Source organism: Roseateles sp. UC29_93, assembly GCF_042695725.1.
GTDB classification, from domain to species: Bacteria; Pseudomonadota; Gammaproteobacteria; order Burkholderiales; family Burkholderiaceae_C; genus Roseateles; species Roseateles noduli_A.
The window spans coordinates 4,709,133-4,724,744 of record NZ_CP170545.1; the positions used below are offsets into that span (position 1 = coordinate 4,709,133).

At 68.5% G+C, this 15,612-nt stretch carries 16 protein-coding genes and 2 pseudogenes; 11 read left to right on the forward strand and 7 right to left on the reverse strand.

Going from position 1 to position 15,612, the window contains the following annotated elements:
• The first annotated feature begins 14 nt into the window (after positions 1 to 14).
• Positions 15 to 710 carry a hypothetical protein gene (locus ACFJIX_RS21940; protein ID WP_377154827.1) on the forward strand — a complete coding sequence of 232 codons (696 nt, stop codon included), beginning with the start codon at positions 15 to 17 and terminating at the stop codon, positions 708 to 710.
• 2 nt (positions 711 to 712) lie between these two features.
• On the opposite strand, the gene ACFJIX_RS21945 is transcribed toward ACFJIX_RS21940, so the two are convergent.
• A complete protein-coding gene (locus ACFJIX_RS21945; protein ID WP_377154828.1) occupies positions 713 to 1,696 on the reverse strand; it encodes a LysR family transcriptional regulator in 984 nt (327 codons plus the stop codon).
• 106 nt (positions 1,697 to 1,802) lie between these two features.
• On the opposite strand from ACFJIX_RS21945, the gene ACFJIX_RS21950 reads away from it, so the two are divergent.
• Both ACFJIX_RS21950 and ACFJIX_RS21955 read left to right on the forward strand, forming a co-directional pair.
• The gene (locus ACFJIX_RS21950) at positions 1,803 to 2,735 is read left to right on the forward strand and encodes an NADP-dependent oxidoreductase (RefSeq protein ID WP_377154829.1); all 933 of its coding nucleotides are present in this window, start codon (positions 1,803 to 1,805) and stop codon (positions 2,733 to 2,735) included.
• A gap of 66 nt (positions 2,736 to 2,801) precedes the next feature.
• Positions 2,802 to 3,671 carry an SDR family oxidoreductase gene (locus ACFJIX_RS21955; RefSeq protein WP_377154830.1) on the forward strand — a complete coding sequence of 290 codons (870 nt, stop codon included), beginning with the start codon at positions 2,802 to 2,804 and terminating at the stop codon, positions 3,669 to 3,671.
• A gap of 33 nt (positions 3,672 to 3,704) precedes the next feature.
• Here ACFJIX_RS21955 and ACFJIX_RS21960 read toward each other — a convergent pair whose 3' ends face one another.
• From ACFJIX_RS21960 to ACFJIX_RS21975, 4 genes and pseudogenes are all read right to left on the reverse strand, one after another.
• Positions 3,705 to 4,787 carry a hypothetical protein gene (locus ACFJIX_RS21960; protein WP_377154831.1) on the reverse strand — a complete coding sequence of 361 codons (1,083 nt, stop codon included), beginning with the start codon at positions 4,785 to 4,787 and terminating at the stop codon, positions 3,705 to 3,707.
• Between the two features lie 137 nt (positions 4,788 to 4,924).
• Positions 4,925 to 5,285: pseudogene (locus tag ACFJIX_RS21965) on the reverse strand (Mpo1-like protein).
• A 63-nt stretch (positions 5,286 to 5,348) separates the two neighbouring features.
• Positions 5,349 to 6,188, reverse strand: coding sequence for an alpha/beta fold hydrolase (locus tag ACFJIX_RS21970; protein WP_377154832.1), 840 nt, complete (start codon positions 6,186 to 6,188; stop codon positions 5,349 to 5,351).
• Positions 6,185 to 7,498: an O-acetylhomoserine aminocarboxypropyltransferase gene (locus tag ACFJIX_RS21975; RefSeq protein ID WP_377154833.1), complete on the reverse strand. Its 1,314-nt coding sequence runs from the start codon at positions 7,496 to 7,498 to the stop codon at positions 6,185 to 6,187. Before ACFJIX_RS21975 ends, ACFJIX_RS21970 begins: the two co-directional genes overlap by 4 nt.
• An 89-nt stretch (positions 7,499 to 7,587) precedes the next feature.
• Here ACFJIX_RS21975 and ACFJIX_RS21980 point away from each other — a divergent pair, with 89 nt between their 5' ends.
• Complete coding sequence (locus ACFJIX_RS21980) at positions 7,588 to 8,043, forward strand: CBS domain-containing protein (protein ID WP_377154834.1); 456 nt, start codon at positions 7,588 to 7,590, stop codon at positions 8,041 to 8,043.
• An 86-nt stretch (positions 8,044 to 8,129) separates the two neighbouring features.
• Here the strand turns inward: ACFJIX_RS21980 and ACFJIX_RS21985 are convergent, their stop codons facing one another.
• Positions 8,130 to 8,471: a PRC-barrel domain-containing protein gene (locus tag ACFJIX_RS21985; RefSeq protein WP_067272510.1), complete on the reverse strand. Its 342-nt coding sequence runs from the start codon at positions 8,469 to 8,471 to the stop codon at positions 8,130 to 8,132.
• Between the two features lie 143 nt (positions 8,472 to 8,614).
• Between ACFJIX_RS21985 and ACFJIX_RS21990 the strand changes: the two genes are divergently transcribed.
• The 7 genes from ACFJIX_RS21990 (at position 8,615) to ACFJIX_RS22020 (ending at position 15,011) form a co-directional block, all read left to right on the forward strand.
• Positions 8,615 to 9,529 carry a YihY/virulence factor BrkB family protein gene (locus ACFJIX_RS21990; protein ID WP_377154835.1) on the forward strand — a complete coding sequence of 305 codons (915 nt, stop codon included), beginning with the start codon at positions 8,615 to 8,617 and terminating at the stop codon, positions 9,527 to 9,529.
• An 87-nt stretch (positions 9,530 to 9,616) separates the two neighbouring features.
• The gene (locus tag ACFJIX_RS21995) at positions 9,617 to 9,931 is read left to right on the forward strand and encodes a hypothetical protein (RefSeq protein ID WP_377154836.1); all 315 of its coding nucleotides are present in this window, start codon (positions 9,617 to 9,619) and stop codon (positions 9,929 to 9,931) included.
• On the forward strand, positions 9,918 to 10,676 hold the full coding sequence (locus tag ACFJIX_RS22000) for a glycosyltransferase family 9 protein (RefSeq protein WP_377154837.1): 759 nt from the start codon (positions 9,918 to 9,920) through the stop codon (positions 10,674 to 10,676). The genes ACFJIX_RS21995 and ACFJIX_RS22000 overlap by 14 nt, the downstream gene beginning before the upstream one ends.
• An 89-nt stretch (positions 10,677 to 10,765) precedes the next feature.
• Positions 10,766 to 11,452: a hypothetical protein gene (locus ACFJIX_RS22005; protein ID WP_377154838.1), complete on the forward strand. Its 687-nt coding sequence runs from the start codon at positions 10,766 to 10,768 to the stop codon at positions 11,450 to 11,452.
• Positions 11,453 to 11,629: 177 nt separating this feature from the next.
• A complete protein-coding gene (locus ACFJIX_RS22010) occupies positions 11,630 to 11,977 on the forward strand; it encodes a hypothetical protein (RefSeq protein WP_377154839.1) in 348 nt (115 codons plus the stop codon).
• Positions 11,978 to 12,257: 280 nt separating this feature from the next.
• Entirely contained in the window at positions 12,258 to 13,721 is a 1,464-nt protein-coding gene (locus tag ACFJIX_RS22015) for a sigma-54-dependent transcriptional regulator (protein WP_377154840.1), read from the forward strand.
• A 99-nt stretch (positions 13,722 to 13,820) separates the two neighbouring features.
• Positions 13,821 to 15,011 (forward strand): DNA topoisomerase IB, encoded by a 1,191-nt coding sequence (locus ACFJIX_RS22020; protein WP_377154841.1) that lies wholly within the window; start codon positions 13,821 to 13,823, stop codon positions 15,009 to 15,011.
• A 61-nt stretch (positions 15,012 to 15,072) separates the two neighbouring features.
• On the opposite strand, the pseudogene ACFJIX_RS22025 reads toward ACFJIX_RS22020, so the two are convergent.
• Positions 15,073 to 15,612 (reverse strand): annotated as a pseudogene (locus tag ACFJIX_RS22025) (D-glycero-alpha-D-manno-heptose-1,7-bisphosphate 7-phosphatase); the annotation flags it as partial.

Below are 15,612 nucleotides of genomic sequence, written 5' to 3' on the forward strand. Positions count from 1 at the left end.
TCCAGTTCATCCAAGTGTCCCGACTCACCGCTGAATTCCAACGTCTCTACGCCGCCGGTCCTGACGGATCGGTGCTCGCGCTCGTGCTCGACGTCGGGCGCCCCTCGGATCGGGACCTGCTCGGCGCCGTCTGGCGCGGTGTGCAGCTCGATCTCTCGCTGCCCGCGCCGGGCATCGCCATCGCGGGGGAGAACAGCTATCAGCTGTGGTTCTCGCTGCAGCAGGGCTGTTCACCGGACGAGGCGAGGGCGTTCTTCGACGGATTGACGTCGCGCTATCTCAGCGACGTCGCCGCGCCGCGCATCCGATGCCTGACGGAGCCTCCGGCGGTGCCGGCCGAGGTCAAGGAAGGCCAATGGTCCGCGTTCGTCGCGCCGGACCTGGCGCCGGTGTTCGTCGAGGCGACCTGGCTCGACATCCCGCCGGGCGTCGAAGGGCAGGCGGACCTGCTGAAGACGTTGAAGAGCATCACCCCGCAGGAGTGGGCGGTGGCGATGGGGCAGCTCGCGCCGACGCTCCCGCAAGACCTGGCACCGGCAACCGCGTCGTCGACGCCGGACGCCTCCGGCCCAGCGTCTTCTTACGCGCTCGCCACCGGCTTCAGCGATCCCCGCGCATTCCTGCTGCAGGTGATGAACGATGCGACCGTACCGATGGCGCTGAGGATCGAGGCGGCGAAGGCGTTGTTGCCTGTCATGGCGACGCCCTGACTTCAGCCGGTCAAGGTCAGCACGCCCTCCGGATACCTGGCGCACATGAAGTCCACAAACGCCTTGACCTTGGGACTCGCGAGCCGGCGCGAGGTGTGCAGCACCCACAGCTCGACCTCCTTGCCGCTCACTGCGCCCCATTGGACGAGTTCGCCGCGCGTGAGCTGGCTCCAGACGATGGATTGAGGCAGCAACGCGACGCCCGCGCCTGCGAGCGTGGCGTCTCTCACCATCAGCATCGACGACAGCCGCAGCACCGGTCTTGGTGCGAGCCTCAGCGCGCCGCCGTCGAGTTCCCAGACCTCGCCCTCCCGGGTCGCGCTGACCACCGCGGGCACCTCCACTGCGGGCACCTCCACCGCGGGCACCTCCACCACGGTTTCGCTCGAAACTGCCTCGCCCGAAGGCGCCTTGCCTGCGGCGGATCTGCGAGAGACCGTCTTGCCTGAGATGGGCCTGCTGGATGCAGGCATCGCGAACGACGGCGCCGCGACGACCACCAGCCGGTCCTTCGCGAAGCAGCGTCCCACGAGCGCGGTGTCCATGCGCGGGTTGGGCCGGATCGCCACGTCGAATCGTTCATCGACGAGGTTCACCACCCGGTCCTCACCGACGACCTCGACGGTCACGCCGGGGTGGAGCGCGCGGAACTCGGCACTCAGGCGTCCCATCGCGAGCTGCGAGAACAGCAGCGGCGCGGCGACGCGCAATTGCCCGCGCACCTGATCCGCGCCTTCGCGCGTGGACGCGAAGGCATCGGCCACCTCGTTCATCGGACCTTCCGTCCGGCTGAGCAAAGCCTGACCCGCTTCCGTCAGCTCCAGACCCTTCGCGCTGCGCTCGATGAGGCGCACGCCGAGCTGCTCCTCCAGATCCGCGACGCGACGCGACAGGGTCGCCTTCGAGCGCCGGCTGGCACGGCTCGCCCGCCCGAAGCCGCCATGCGTCGCGACCAGATTGAAGTCCGCCAGTGCGTTCAGGTCCATGTGTTCCACCAGTGAGACAGACAGTATTGATTTTGGCGTCTGTGTTTATCGAATGCAACGGCCTATCGTTCATCCATCGCAACCCACCGATGGAAGGAACTGAACCATGACCACCGTGCAAGCCCTGACCCTGAATGCCTACGGCGGCGCCGAGGCCACCACGATGTCCACGATCGCCGCCCCGGTCGCGCAGGCCGGCCAAGTGCTGGTGCGCGTTCGGGCCGCCGGCCTCAACGCCCTCGACTGGAAGGTGCGCGAGGGCTACGTCCGCGACGCCTTTCCGATCGCCTTGCCGGCGGTGCTTGGCATCGAGCTGGCCGGCGTTGTCGAGGCCGTCGGCCCCGGCGTGTCGCGCTTCCAGGTCGGCGACCGTGTGATGGGGCCGCTCGGCGCTCTGGGCGCCTACGCCGAACTGGTCGCCGTGAACGAGGCGAATCTGGCGCCGACGCCCGAAGCGCTCGATGACCTGACCGCCGCGTCGCTGCCCGTCGCCGTTCTGGCCGCCTGGCAGAGCCTGCACTTCGCCGGCCCCCTCTGGCCGTCCCAACGCGTGCTGGTGCATGGCGCGGCCGGTGGACTGGGCCGCTTCGCAGTCCAGTTCGCGAAGCGCGCCGGCGCTCATGTCATCGCGACCGCCGCCAGCGACGACATCGACGCGGTCCGCGCGCTCGGCGCTGACCAGGTCATCGACTACCGGACGGAGCGCTTCGAATCGGTGGTGCGCGACATCGACCTGGTGCTCGACTACGTCGGCGGCGACGTGCTCGACCGCACGTGGCAGGTCTTGTCCCGCAACGGTGTCGTCGTCGGCACCTCGTCGCCCGGGATCCTGGCCAGCACGCCGTCAGGCCTGCGAGGCCTGTGGTTCGTCATGAAGCCCGACGCGGCGCTGCTGGGGCACGTCGCGCAGCAGGTCGCCAGGGGCGAGCTGCAGGCCCGCGTCGGCGAGGTCGTGCCCTTCACGGCGCTGCCCGCCGCCATCGAGCGCCACCGCAATGGCGCCATCCACGGCAAGGCCGTCGTCGACTTCGGCGCCTGATCGATTCCCCGTCACCCCGTTCTCCCGTTCCCTTTCACCACCCACCATCCCCACAAGGAGTCCCCCATGAGCATCCTCGTCACCGGTGCCAGCGGCACCATCGGTTCCCTCGTCGTCCAAGGTCTCGCGCGCGAAGGCGCTTCCGTCAAGGCGCTGGTCCGCAAGTCGGGCAGGGCGCAGTTGCCGGACGGCGTCACCGAGGTCGTCGCCGACATGTCCGACATCCCGTCGATGCGCCACGCGCTGTCGGGCGTGCGCACGCTGTTCCTGCTCAACGCGGTCACGCCGGACGAAGTCACGCAAGGCCTGCAGACGCTGAGCCTGGCGCGAGAGGCCGGCATCGAGCGCATCGTCTACCTGTCCGTGATCCACGCGGACCGGTTCACCGACGTGCCGCACTTCACCGGCAAGCACACGGTGGAGCGGATGATCGAGAGCCTGGACCTGCCCGTGACGGTGCTGCGCCCGGCCTACTTCATGCAGAACGATCAGCAGGTGCAATCGGTGATCGAAGGCTACGGCGTCTATCCGATGCCCATCGGCACCGCGGGTGTGGCGATGATCGACACGCGCGATCTGGCGGATGTCGCCGTCGCGGAACTGCTGCGCCGTGATGCAGCGCCCGGACCGCTGCCGCGTGTGGTGCTCGACGTCGTCGGCCCGGAGGAACTGTCGGGCGCCTCGGCCGCCGAAGCCTGGAGCCGCGTGCTGCAGCGTGAGATCCGCTACGGCGGCGATGACCTCGCGGCCTTCGAGGCCCAACTGGCCAACGCGGCGCCGTCCTGGATGGCCTACGACATGCGGTTGATGATGGCCCGCATCCAGCAGCACGGCATGACGCCGGCCGCCGGCACCGTCCAGCGCCTGGAGACCCTGCTGGGTCGACCGTTGCGGCGCTACGAGGCACTGATCGGAGAACTCGCTGGCGCGGCGTGACGCCAGCGCGCAGGGAATCCAGGCAGGTCGTCGTCAAGACGACTCGCCGGGTTCCTGTAGCCAGCGACGGAGGCAACTCGGGGCGTTGATGCCATATCGCTTGGCGACCGCTTCCACATCTTCTCCCGCCTTGACGGCCTCCCCGGCAGGACCCTGGCAGGCCAACTCCTGCAATCGGAAGTGGTAGCTGACGCTGCTGAAGCCATGGCGGAGGAAGACATCCACCACCCTCTCGCCCGCCAGGACGGCCTGGCTGGCTGGCCCATCGAAAACCATCTGGTCCAACCTGCGGATGGCACCTTCACTGAAATAAAATTGATATCCCCTGCGCTTGTTACTGAAGAAACTGCCGGACTGATACACCTCCTGAATGGGTTGCCCCGCCAGCGCGGCGGCCCCGGCAGGTCCGTCGACGGATCGATGCGCCAGATAGTCGTAGCCCATCCTGTCCAGATCGAACGCGCTGGCGGTCTCGGAGACTGAAGCGCCAGCGCCCACGAGTGCGCTTGCCTCCTTGTGAGCGACGGTCCATGCCAATCGCTTCATCTCCCGAGGCGACGACAGTTGGAAGGCGGCGGCGACCGCCTCCTCGCTTTCTCCTGCTTCCACCGCGGACCAGGCGCTGTCATGACATGCCAGTCTCAACTTCAGGGCCAATGGGGGCTGGTCCGCGATGTGAGGCAAGGAGGCGACGACAGCGTAAAAGTCGGCGACGCGGTCGGACCGTCGCACCGCAGGCAATTCGCGGAGGCGCGTCGCCCACTGCTGCAGGGCGTCGACCTGATGCGCGGGCCGCAAACCCTGGATCGATGAGGTCAACACGGCGAGGTCGGTGGAGCGTTCGCACGCTTTTCTCACAGCGTCGAGCGTGCGCGCCTGGTTCAGCTGGTAGGCGAAGGACGCGGCGATGTGTCTGGAACCTGTGCGGGTGAGTGCGACAAGATCCTTTGCGCCGAGATGGCTGCCGATCCTTTCGAGCAACTCCGGGGGCAACTCGGCCAAAGAGCGCTCGGTACCAGAGGCCGCATCCTGCGCCGCTGTCTCCGTGGCGGCATGAACTTCAGCAAACGCACTCAATCCTTGCGCCGCGCCGTCGTGCGCGTTCGTCGTCTTCATCATTGGCCTGTCCTGGTTGACCTCGATTTGAACCTCCACTCGCGACACGGCGAATGGAAGGGTCCTTTGTCAACCAAGTCCAGCGTGGGTTCGGGTGCCTGGGACGATCCGGAACGAGGCGGTGTCCGGCCCCCCCATCAGAACCGGATCTTCCCGATCCAGATGTCCTTGTACATGACCCAATCGCCCATGAAGCTGTACAGCGGCCGCTTGAACGACGCGGGGCCGGTTCTTCTCGAACCCGAAGTGCCCGATCCACGCGAACGCGTAGCCGCACAGCAGGCCGATGAGCACGAAGCTCCACGTCTGCGTCGCCAGCGCGTAAGCCAGGCACAGCAGCCCCAGCGTCGAGCCGACGAAGTGCAGCCGCCGGCAGGTCCGGTTGCGGTGCTCGCCGAGGTAGAACGGATAGAACTCGGCGAAGCTGCGCATCTCCTTCACGCGGTCGGCGTTCGGGTCCGAATCCTGGGGCGCGTGGGGCAGGGGGCTGGTGCTCATGGTCGTCTCCTGGCGCGGCCCTCGCGGGCCGTCTGCTTGGCTGAGGTCGTCACCGTACGGCGCTCAGACCAGCGCCGCCTTCAATGCATTCAACATCCCCTCCGGCGCCTCGGTCATCAGTGAATGCCCGGCCGGCAAGGTCTGCACGCGCGCGCCGAGCATCTCGGCCAGCTGCTTTGCCGCCTTCGGCGGCGTCATCGCGTCTTTCGCGCCAAGGATCATCTCCGACCGGATGCCGGCCGCGGTCACTTGCGCGACAGCCTCCGGCGCGCGCTGGTAGCGATCGCAGACCAGGAAGTCGTGCTCGAAGAGATTGCCGTGCTCGCCGTAGCCGTCCTGCATGCGCTCCATGAGCGCCAGGTTGCCGCCGTGCATCCACGCGCCCGGTCCGGGATAAGAGGGCTTGCCCGCCGTCGTCGAGTGCGAGAACGCGTTGACCATCGCCATCGCCGCCCGCGGCCGTTCGCGCGAGGTGCTCAGCAGCGCGTCCGAGACCTTCATCGGCCACGCGGTGCCGACCATCACCAGCCGCGACACGCGCGCCGGGCGCCGTGCCGCGGCTTCGAGCGCGATCAGCGAGCCCATCGAGTGACCGACCAGCGACACCGTGCCGTTCGCGCCCGGCGCGCCGGCGCCGGCGGCGTCGAGCACCTCGTTGATCCAGTCACCGAGCGCCTCCACATCGCCCAGCGCGGGGCCTTCGCTGCGGCCGTGCCCGGGCAGGTCGACCGCCAGCACGCCGTGGCCGTGGTGGGCGAAGTGGCGCGCCAGCAGCGTCCACACGCTGTGGTCGTGCAGCGCGCCGTGGATGAACACGACACACGGCAGGGTCGCGTCGAAGCGCTTGCCGCCGGTGTACGCATAGGCCGACCGGCCTTGGACCTTGAGCTTCTTCGCACTCATTTCGACGCCACCTTCAACGCGGTTTTCAGATCGGCGATCAGGTCGTCGGGATCTTCCAGTCCGATGGATAGGCGGATCGTCCCGGCCCGGATGCCCGACGCCGCGAGCGCCGCGTCGTCCATCCGGAAATGCGTCGTCGACGCAGGATGGATGACCAGCGAGCGGGCATCGCCGACATTCGCCAGATGCGAGAACAGCCGCAGCGATTCGATGAAGCGCCGGCCCGGCTCGCGTCCGCCCTTCAAGTCGAAGCTGAAGACCGCGCCGCTCCCCTTGGGCAGCAGCTTCTGCGCCAGCGCGTGATCGCGATGCGAAACCAGTCCGGGGTAGTTCACGCGCTCGACGATGTCCTGGGTCTCGAGGAACTCCGCGATCTTCTGCGCATTGCTCACATGGCGCTGCATCCGCAGCGGCAGTGTCTCGATACCCTGCAGGATCAGCCAGGCGGTGTGCGGGCTCATGCAGGCGCCGAAGTCGCGCAGGCCCTCGCGACGCGCGCGCAGCAGGAAGGCGCCGACGGTGCTTTCCTCCGAGAACACCATGCCGTGGAAGCCGTCGTACGGCTCGCAGAGTTCGGCGAAACGGCGACGCTCGCCGCTTGCCGCATGGGCACGGTCCCAGTCGAAGCGCCCGCCGTCGACCAGCAGTCCGCCCACGACGGTCCCGTGCCCGCACAGGAACTTGGTGGCCGAGTGGTAGACGAGGTCCGCCCCCAGCGCGATCGGCTGCTGCAGATACGGCGTCGCGAAGGTCGCGTCGACCAGCAGCGGCCGGTGCGCCTCGTGCGCGATCTGCGCGATCGACGGGATGTCCAGCACGTCGAGGCCGGGATTGCCGAGGCTCTCGCCCAGCAGCAGTTTCGTCTGCGGTCGGATCGCCGCGCGCCAGGCGTCCAGGTCGCCGGGCCGCACGAAGGTCGTCTCGATGCCGAAGCGCTTCAGCGTGTAGTGCAGCAGGTTGTGGGAACCGCCGTACAGCGCGCTCGACGCCACGATGTGGTCGCCGGCCGCCGCGATCGTCGCGATCGCGAGGTGCAGGGCCGCCTGGCCGCTGGCGGTGGCCAGGCCGCCGATGCCGCCGTCGAGCGCGGCGATGCGTTCCTCCAGCACGGCCGTCGTCGGGTTCGACAGCCGCGAGTACACGTGCCCGCTGCGTTCCATGTTGAACAGGCCCGCGGCCTGCTCGGCACTCTCGAACACGAACGAGGTCGTCAGATGCAGCGGTACGGCGCGGGCGCCGGTGGTGGGGTCGGGCGCGGCCCCGGCGTGTAGCGCCAAGGTATCAAAGCCCGGGTCGGATGGACCTGACATGGGTGTCTCCTGCTTGTTATGGTGTCCAGTCGTGTCTGGCGCCGGGCATTGTGTGCTATGTTGCCAGTCAAGCTTTTTCTCCCACGTCCATGAAAGTCTCCGACATCCTGCGCGTCAAGGGCAGCACGCTCTTCACCGTCTCTCCCGACACCCCGCTGGCCCAGGCCGCGGAGACCATGGCCGAGCGCGACATCGGGTCGCTGGTGGTGATGGAGTTCGGCGATCTGGTCGGCATGCTGACCTTCCGCGAGGTCATCCAGGCGGTGGTCGGCAACGGCGGCAGCGTCGGGACCCGGCTGGTGCGCAGCGTCATGGACGACGCGCCGCTGACCTGCACGCCCGAGACCGAGATCGACGAAGTCCGCCGCATGATGCTCGGCCGTCACGCGCGCTACATGCCGGTGCTCAACGGCCGGCAGCTGATGGGTGTGATCTCGTTCTACGACGTGGCCAAGACGGTCGTCGACGCGCAGGACTTCGAGAACCGCATGCTCAAGGCCTACATCCGCGACTGGCCGGCCGAGGACGGCGCCACCGCCGCCTGATCGCCCGCTCCATTGAAAACGCCCCGGAGTTCCGGGGCGTTCTTCATTGCAGGTTGGATTTCAACGCTCGATGACGACCTTCGTCGTCACATCCATGCCACGCCGTAGTAGTCGTAGACCTTGCGGCCGTACTCGTCGGAATACTCGGGGCGGTCGGTCTGCGCGTAGCGCGGCGCCTTCTCAAGCTGGTCTTCGCGCAGCGGCACGACGTAGCCATCCAGGCTGGTGTCGTACTTCAGCATGTTCCACGGGATCGGATACCGGTCGGTGCCGATGCCCAGGAAGCCGCCGAACTCCAGCGCCGCATAACGGACCAGACCCGAGCGCTTGTCGATCACGAGGTTGTCGATCGAGCCGAGCTTGTCGCCGTTGCCGTTGTAGACCTTGGTGCCTTCGACGCGATCCGAGGCGATGGTGGTGCTTGCCATGAGGGGTCTCCTGGTGGTTGGGATAAGACCTTCGAGGCAATCGCCGTGCCGGTGCCTGCGGGAATTTCTCTTGCCTCGACAAAGAAAATCCTTCCCGCCCTCAATGCCGCCCTCAATGCCGCGCTCCGCCGCGGCCGCCCCGCATGCCCAAGCTGCCCCACGCCGTCCAGGAAGCCATCGACATCGTCAGCGAAGCCGCGCAAAGCTGGAGCGACGACAACGCGCCCAGCATGGGCGCGGCGCTCGCGTACTACACGCTGTTCTCGATCGCGCCGCTGCTGCTGATCGTCATCAGCGTGGCGGGCCTGGTGTTCGGCGAGCAGGCCGCGCGCGGCGAGGTCATGGAACAGCTTTCCGGACTGCTCGGGACCGACGGCGCCGCGGCGGTCGAGGATCTGCTCAAGCGCGTGAACCGGCCGGAGGAGGGTGGTTGGGCCGCCGCGATCGGCACGATCGTGCTGCTGGTGGGGGCGACCTCCGTCTTCGCCGAACTGCAGAACTCGCTCAACCGGATCTGGAAGGCGCCCACCGTGCGCAGCGGGCCGGTGTGGCAGGGGCTGGTCACGTTGCTGCGCAAGCGTCTGCTGTCGCTGGGCCTCATCCTCGGCCTGGGCTTCCTGTCGATGGTCTCGATGGTGGCCAGCGCCGCGCTCGCCGCGATCAGCAAATGGTGGACGCCGTGGCTGGGCACCGAGTTCGTCCTGCTCGCGCAGATCCTGAACGGGACGCTCGCCTATGCGCTGATCACGGTGATGTTCGCCGTCATCTACAAGTGGGTGCCGGACGTCCCCGTGCGCTGGCGCGACGTCTGGGTCGGCGCGCTGATCACGTCGGCGCTCTTCAGCCTCGGCAAGACGCTGATCGGGCTGTACATCGGCCGCAGCGGCGTGAGCTCGGCCTACGGCGCCGCGGCCTCGCTGGTGGTCATGATGCTGTGGGTCTACTACTCGACCCAGGTCTTCCTGATGGGCGCCGAACTGAGCTGGGCGTTCGCCAAACGCCACAGCCTGCGGGAGCAGGCCGCCGAGACGGCCACGCGCACGCTGGCGCCGGGCTGACGCGCGCCCGGCGAGAGCACGCGATCACCCGCCAACCCGCGCCGATCCTCGCTCTGCGTCCGGCACGTCGCTTGCCACGTCGACGGGATGATCGCGACGTCCCTCGAACAGCGCGCCCGCCCGCCGACCGCTCCGGAGTCGGGCGACGCGGGCGTGCTCGCGCTGGACGCGCTGCCGGTCGACGCGCACACGCAGGCCGAGGAGCGTCACCGCCGATGGTGCAACGTGCGTCGCGTGCTGCTGGTCCGCCTGGACGGCGTGGCGGGCGTGCTGGCCTCCACCGCGTCCTTCGCGGCGGTGCACGAGACGATGCCGTGGACGCAGTCGACGCTGCTTGCCGCGCCTGAGGCGCTGGCGTTCGCGGCCGGATCTGCAGGCGGTGGACGAGGTGGTCACCTTTAACGCGCCCTGGACTGCCAGCGGCACTGCCGCGCTGAACGCGGAGCCGTCGACGATGCGCGGCGACGCCGAGATGCACCTGGTGCGCAAGCTGCGCCGCAGCCACTTCGATGCGGCCGTGCTGTTCTCGCCGTCGTCGCAGAGCGCGTTGCCGGCGGCCCTGCTGTGCCGCATGGCAGGCATCCCCTTGACGCTGGCCCATGTCCGCGAGCCCGCGCATGGCCTGCTCAGCGACGAACTGCTGGACGACACGGCCGCCGACGACGACACCCGCCGTCAGCTCGCCCTGGTGGCGCACGTCGGCATGCGCACCGCCGACGAGCGTCCCCGCCTGCGGCTGCTGCCCAAGGACACCCACCAGATGCGGAACGCCTTGCAGCAAGCGGGATTGCGCTTCGGTCAGCGCTACGTCCTGGTGTGCCCGGGCGGGGGCGGCGCGCGCCACTGCCAGCCCGCGGCATTCGCGGCGGCGGCCGACGTGCTGCTCGACGCCTGGGCGGACGACACGGCGGTCGTGCTGTGCGCGTTGCCCGGCGAAGAAGCGGCCCTCGCCGAACTGCGCGCGACGATGCCGCAGCGGGGCCACGTCTTGCTGCCGACCGTGTCGATCGGGGAACTGGCCGCGCTGGCGGCCGGCGCCCGCGTGGTCGTGGCCACGGACGACCTGCCGCTGACGGTGGCCGCCGCGGCGCGGGTGCCCGCCGTGCTGCCCGGTGAGGCCTTGCGACGCGAGATGAACTTTTCCTGAACCGCTGAGGGTTCGGCAGCGACACATCGCGATCGAGCCCTGATCGAGCCCCGATCGAGGGGCGGCGCCACTTCAGCGAAAGGAATTCCATGTACAACCATTTCGGATCGACTTCGGCATCGTCGCGGGCGTTCCCCGGCGGCGCAGATGAGTCGATGTTTCCCTCCTCGATCCAGATCACCGAGCTGCCCGATGACGCCGAGGTGGACGACGGCAAGGACGCGGTCGACAAGGACAGCCCTGACGTGAAAGCCTTCCTCAGCGAACTGAAGGCGAAGCAGCACAAGGAGCAGGCTCGCCTGTTGGCCGGATTCCGCCGGCAGATTGCCGGACAGCAGGAGCCCTCCACGCAGCCCACTCTGCAGCCGACTCTGCAGAACGAGGCCCGGCACGAGTTGCTGCAGGCCCAGAAGCAACTGCGAGCGGCCCAGCAACAGCTGAAGCAGGCCTACCGGCAGGTGCATCAATTGCAGCGATCGTTGTCGCCCTGGTCTGTGCCGGACCCGTTTGCCGCGTCCGGTCCATGGGCCATGCCGAATCAGTGGGCCATGCCGAACCGATGGACGCGCTTCGATCCTTACGGCTGCAGCTCATTCGGTCCCAGGTTCCACCCCCCGTACGCCCCGCCGTTTGCGTCGATCTGCTCGCCTTATGGCATGAGCTTCGCGGACCGCTGCGCGTTTTCGCCCTTCGATGCATGCGGTGCCTTCGGATCGACGCTCCAGGCCGGACTGGCCGGCCTGATCGGTTTCGAATTGGGTGCGGCGCTGTTCTGACCGCCTGACCTCCCGTGGGACCGCCCGCATGCCGCATGTCGCGGCAACGAAATCGTCACAGGACGTTCGTGCGGGCACGGTGCTTGCCTCTCCTGCGAGCCGCGCGTGGACGCTCGGCGACCGCGCGGACCGGACGGATGCCCGACTGCGCTCCCGTTTCCATCACAGGAGGTTTTCATGCACCTGCACAAGCTTGCTCGGGCGATTCCGCTGACGTTGGCCGCGACCGTGGCCCACGCGGAGAGCTCCGGCAGTTTCCTGGAGGGTGCCAGGCTCGCGGCGCTGGTCCGTCCGGAGGCCGCGGCCCCGGCGAACGGCCCGTCCCGCCACGCTCCCGCCGGTGTCCGTCCCGCCCCGCAGGGTCAGACGCCGTCGCCGAGCACCTCTGCGTCTCCGAGCCCGTCCTCCGTCATCGACGCCGACAGCGAGTCTTCCGGCGCGTCGTTCGAGATCCGCAACTTCCTCACCCTGGTCGTCGCCTTGGCCTTGGTGGGATGGGTCCAGCGCCGCCGTCGGGATGCCTGAGTTCCCCGTCGATTTCAGCGGTCCCGCAGACCGCTTGCCGGCACCGGCGTGGTTCTCGGACCGCGGCCGGTGTCGTTTTGTGGGGCGTGTTGTTCGTATGCCGTTTGCGTGCGGACGCTCATCGACCAGCGCTCACCGGAATATTTTTCAAATCGAATCGCCAAGGGGCTGGCAAGCGGGCCGCTTGCTGCAAGAATGAGTTAGATGAGTTCGGTTGACCTAGTTCACGAAAGTCCCGCCTCAAAAGAAGTGACCACCCCCCATAACGAAGGATGTACCGGTGACCCATGCGTTGATCGTGGATGACGATATCGATTCCGTCGCCACCCTGCAGGAACTGATCGCGAGCGAGAAATTCACCGTGTCGGTGGCCCATACCTTGCGCGATGCCCGGCGGCACATTGCGCTGCAGCAGCCCGACGTGGTGCTGCTGGATCTGCAACTCCCCGACGGCAACGGCATGGAGCTGTTCCAGGATCCTCAGTTGGTGGCCAACTCCGAGGTGGTGCTGATCACCGGTCACGCCAGCCTGGACACCTCGATCCAGGCGCTGCGCCTGGGCGCGGCCGACTACCTGGTCAAGCCGATCAACATCAAGCAGCTGCAGGGCGTGCTGTCGCGGGTGATGAAGCCCGCCGCGCTGCAGGCCGAGGTCTCCGAGCTGAACGCCAACCTGGCCAACACCGGTCACTTCGGGCTGCTGTGGGGCCGCACCCAGCCGATGCAGCGGATCTACGAACAGATCTCGCGCGTGGCGGGGACCAGCGTGTCGGTCTTCATCAACGGCGAGAGCGGCACCGGCAAGGAGCTGGTCGCGCAGACGGTCCATGACCTGAGCCGCCGCCGCAAGAAGCCGTTCCTGGCCGTCAACTGCGGCGCCATCTCGCCCAACCTGATCGAGAGCGAGATCTTCGGCCACGAGAAGGGCGCCTTCACCGGCGCGGACAAGCAGCACGAGGGCTTCTTCGAACGCGCCAGCGGCGGCACGCTGTTCCTCGACGAGCTGACCGAGATGCCGATGGAGCTGCAGGTCAAGCTGCTGCGCGTGCTCGAGACCGGGCGCTTCATGCGCGTGGGCTCGACGACGACGCTCGATGCCGACGTGCGGGTCATCGCCGCGTCCAACCGCCCGCTGCTGCAGGCGGTGCAGGCGGGCAAGCTGCGCGAGGACCTGCTGTATCGCCTCAACGTGTTCCCGATCGAGATGCCGCCGCTGCGCGACCGCCTCGATGACGTGCCGCTGCTGGCCGACCATTTCCTGCGCCAGATCGCGGCGAAGGAAGGCAAGAACAAGCGCTTCACGGCGAAGGCGCTGGCGCAGCTCCAGACCTACCACTGGCCCGGCAACGTGCGCGAGCTGCGCAACGCGGTCCAGCGCGCGTATGTGATGGCGGTGGCCGATGTCGTCGACGAGCAGTGGCTGCCCAAGGGCGAAGGCGCCGATCCGCAGTCCACGGCTGCGTCGGCCGCGGCGGTCACCAGCCTCGGCGGGGGCGTCCCGGCAGCCGCGCCGGCGCCGGCCTTCGTGACGGCGGCGGAAACCTCCGGTCCGTCGATCACGATGCCGCTCGGCAGCTCGATGGCGCAGGTGGAGAAGGCCTTCATCCTGGCCACGCTCCAGCACTACAAGCACCACAAGGAACAGACCGCGGCCGTGCTGGGCATCAGCCTCAAGACGCTCTACAACCGCTTGAAGGAATACGCTGCCGAAGACGCTGCGGCGGCGGACAAGGCCGAGCAGTAAGCCTTTCCTCGGATCCCCTCTCCCGCTTGCGGGAGAGGGCCGGGTGAGGGCCAGCGGTGCTGGCATGCGGCCTGCCTTGGGAAAGGCAGGAGGACTCGTATGTCGTTGCGTTGGGTATCCGATTGCGAACCCGGTCTGCGCCGCAAGCGCGCGGCCAAGGGCTTCCGTTATGTCGATGCCGCCGGGCGGCCGGTGCGCGACGCATCGACCCTGAAGCGCATCCGCGCATTGGCGATTCCGCCCGCCTACGAGGACGTGTGGATCTGCACTCGCGACGACGGCCATATCCAGGCCACGGCGCGCGACGCGCGCGGTCGCAAGCAGTACCGCTATCACGCCGACTGGATGGCCCTGCGCGGCGAGAACAAGTTCAGCCTGCTGCTGGACTTCGGCCAGCGCCTGCCCCGCCTGCGCAGGCAGGTGCAGCGTCGGCTGCGCCCGGACGGTGTCGATCGCAGCCTCGACCGCGAACGGGTCATCGCGGCGCTGGTGCGGCTGCTCGATCGCACCTGGATGCGCATCGGCCATCGCGAGTACGCGCGCAGCAACGGCTCCTACGGCCTCAGTACCTTGTTGTGCCGGCATGTGAAGGTGAAGGGCGACGCGCTGCTGTTGAGCTTCCCCGGCAAGAGCGGCGTGCGTCACCAGCTTGCCGTGCGCGACGACCGCGTCGCGGCCCTCGTGCGCCGTTGCCGCGATCTGCCCGGGCAGGAGCTGTTCGGCTACGAGGACGAGGCGGGTGAGCCCCATCGCATCGATGCCTCCGACGTCAACGACTGGCTCGCCACCGCCGGCGGTCCGACCTGCAGCGCCAAGGTCTTCCGCACCTGGCACGCGAGCGTGCTGGCGCTGGACCTGTTGTCGGACCACGCCCGCGCCGGCACCGCGCCGGTCGACGCACTGAAGCAGACGGTGAAGGAGGTGGCCGCACGGCTGGGCAACACCGTGGCGGTCTGCCGCAAGTCCTACATCCACCCGGCGGTGCTGGCATGGGGGCAGTCCGACCGTCTGGCGACCTTGCCGTCGCAGCGCTGGATCGGCAATCCGCCGGCGGTGACCGGCCTGAGCGTCGCGGAGCGGCGGCTCATGGGGCTGCTCCGGACGCAGCCTCGCGTGGAGGTCGCTACGCCTGCGCCTGCGCCTGAACCTGTGAAGCCTTCGGCGAGGAAGTCGACGCCCCGTTCGCCGGGCTCAGCGGGGCGTCGAGCGCCTCGTCCGTCAGCGCCGTCGACGTCGCGGCCGACGCCGCCTCGCGCAGCAGGTGCTCGGCCAGCGACGGCCAGTCGCTGAAGACGCCCGCCGGCTCGCGCAGCGGGGAGCGCCGCCAGACGGTCTCGCCGCCGGTGTCCAGCAGCAGCCCGGTGGCACCGGCGCGATGACCCGCCTCGACGTCGTCGAGCAGGTCACCCACCATCCACGAGCGACCCAGATCGAGGCCGTGCGCCCGCGCCGCGCGCGTCAGCATGCCGGGCGCGGGCTTGCGGCACAGGCAGGCCGGACGGCCCTGCGCATCGGGCGCGTGCGGGCAGACCGCAACGTCGTCGAGCGCCACGCCGAATTCGTCTTTCAGTCGGCGCAGCAGGGCGCCCTGCAGATGCGCGAACTGGACACGGGTGAACGCGCCGCGCGCGATGCCGCTTTCGTTGGTGACCAGCACCAGCGCCAGCCCCGCGGCGCTCAGCCGCGCGAGCGCCTCGCCCGCGCCGGGCATCAGCCGCAGACGCGAAGGATCGTGGATGGCTGCGTCGTCGGGTTCGACCAGCGTGCCGTCCTTGTCGAGAAAGACCGCCGGGCGCAGCGATCCCGGCAAAGGGCCATCGGGCCGCTGGCGGGAGAAATCCAGGTCGTGGAGGGAGAGGGTGGCGAGGGGAGCGTCGAGCCAGGCGGTCAC

Coding starts and splice junctions, on each gene's coding strand:
- ACFJIX_RS21945 (WP_377154828.1), bottom strand. CDS start 1,696: ATGGACCTGAACGCACTGGCGGACTTCAATCTGGTCGCGACGCATGGC.
- ACFJIX_RS21950 (WP_377154829.1), top strand. CDS start 1,803: ATGACCACCGTGCAAGCCCTGACCCTGAATGCCTACGGCGGCGCCGAG.
- ACFJIX_RS21955 (WP_377154830.1), top strand. CDS start 2,802: ATGAGCATCCTCGTCACCGGTGCCAGCGGCACCATCGGTTCCCTCGTC.
- ACFJIX_RS21960 (WP_377154831.1), bottom strand. CDS start 4,787: ATGAAGACGACGAACGCGCACGACGGCGCGGCGCAAGGATTGAGTGCG.
- ACFJIX_RS21970 (WP_377154832.1), bottom strand. CDS start 6,188: ATGAGTGCGAAGAAGCTCAAGGTCCAAGGCCGGTCGGCCTATGCGTAC.
- ACFJIX_RS21975 (WP_377154833.1), bottom strand. CDS start 7,498: ATGTCAGGTCCATCCGACCCGGGCTTTGATACCTTGGCGCTACACGCC.
- ACFJIX_RS21980 (WP_377154834.1), top strand. CDS start 7,588: ATGAAAGTCTCCGACATCCTGCGCGTCAAGGGCAGCACGCTCTTCACC.
- ACFJIX_RS21985 (WP_067272510.1), bottom strand. CDS start 8,471: ATGGCAAGCACCACCATCGCCTCGGATCGCGTCGAAGGCACCAAGGTC.
- ACFJIX_RS21990 (WP_377154835.1), top strand. CDS start 8,615: ATGCCCAAGCTGCCCCACGCCGTCCAGGAAGCCATCGACATCGTCAGC.
- ACFJIX_RS21995 (WP_377154836.1), top strand. CDS start 9,617: ATGATCGCGACGTCCCTCGAACAGCGCGCCCGCCCGCCGACCGCTCCG.
- ACFJIX_RS22005 (WP_377154838.1), top strand. CDS start 10,766: ATGTACAACCATTTCGGATCGACTTCGGCATCGTCGCGGGCGTTCCCC.
- ACFJIX_RS22010 (WP_377154839.1), top strand. CDS start 11,630: ATGCACCTGCACAAGCTTGCTCGGGCGATTCCGCTGACGTTGGCCGCG.
- ACFJIX_RS22020 (WP_377154841.1), top strand. CDS start 13,821: ATGTCGTTGCGTTGGGTATCCGATTGCGAACCCGGTCTGCGCCGCAAG.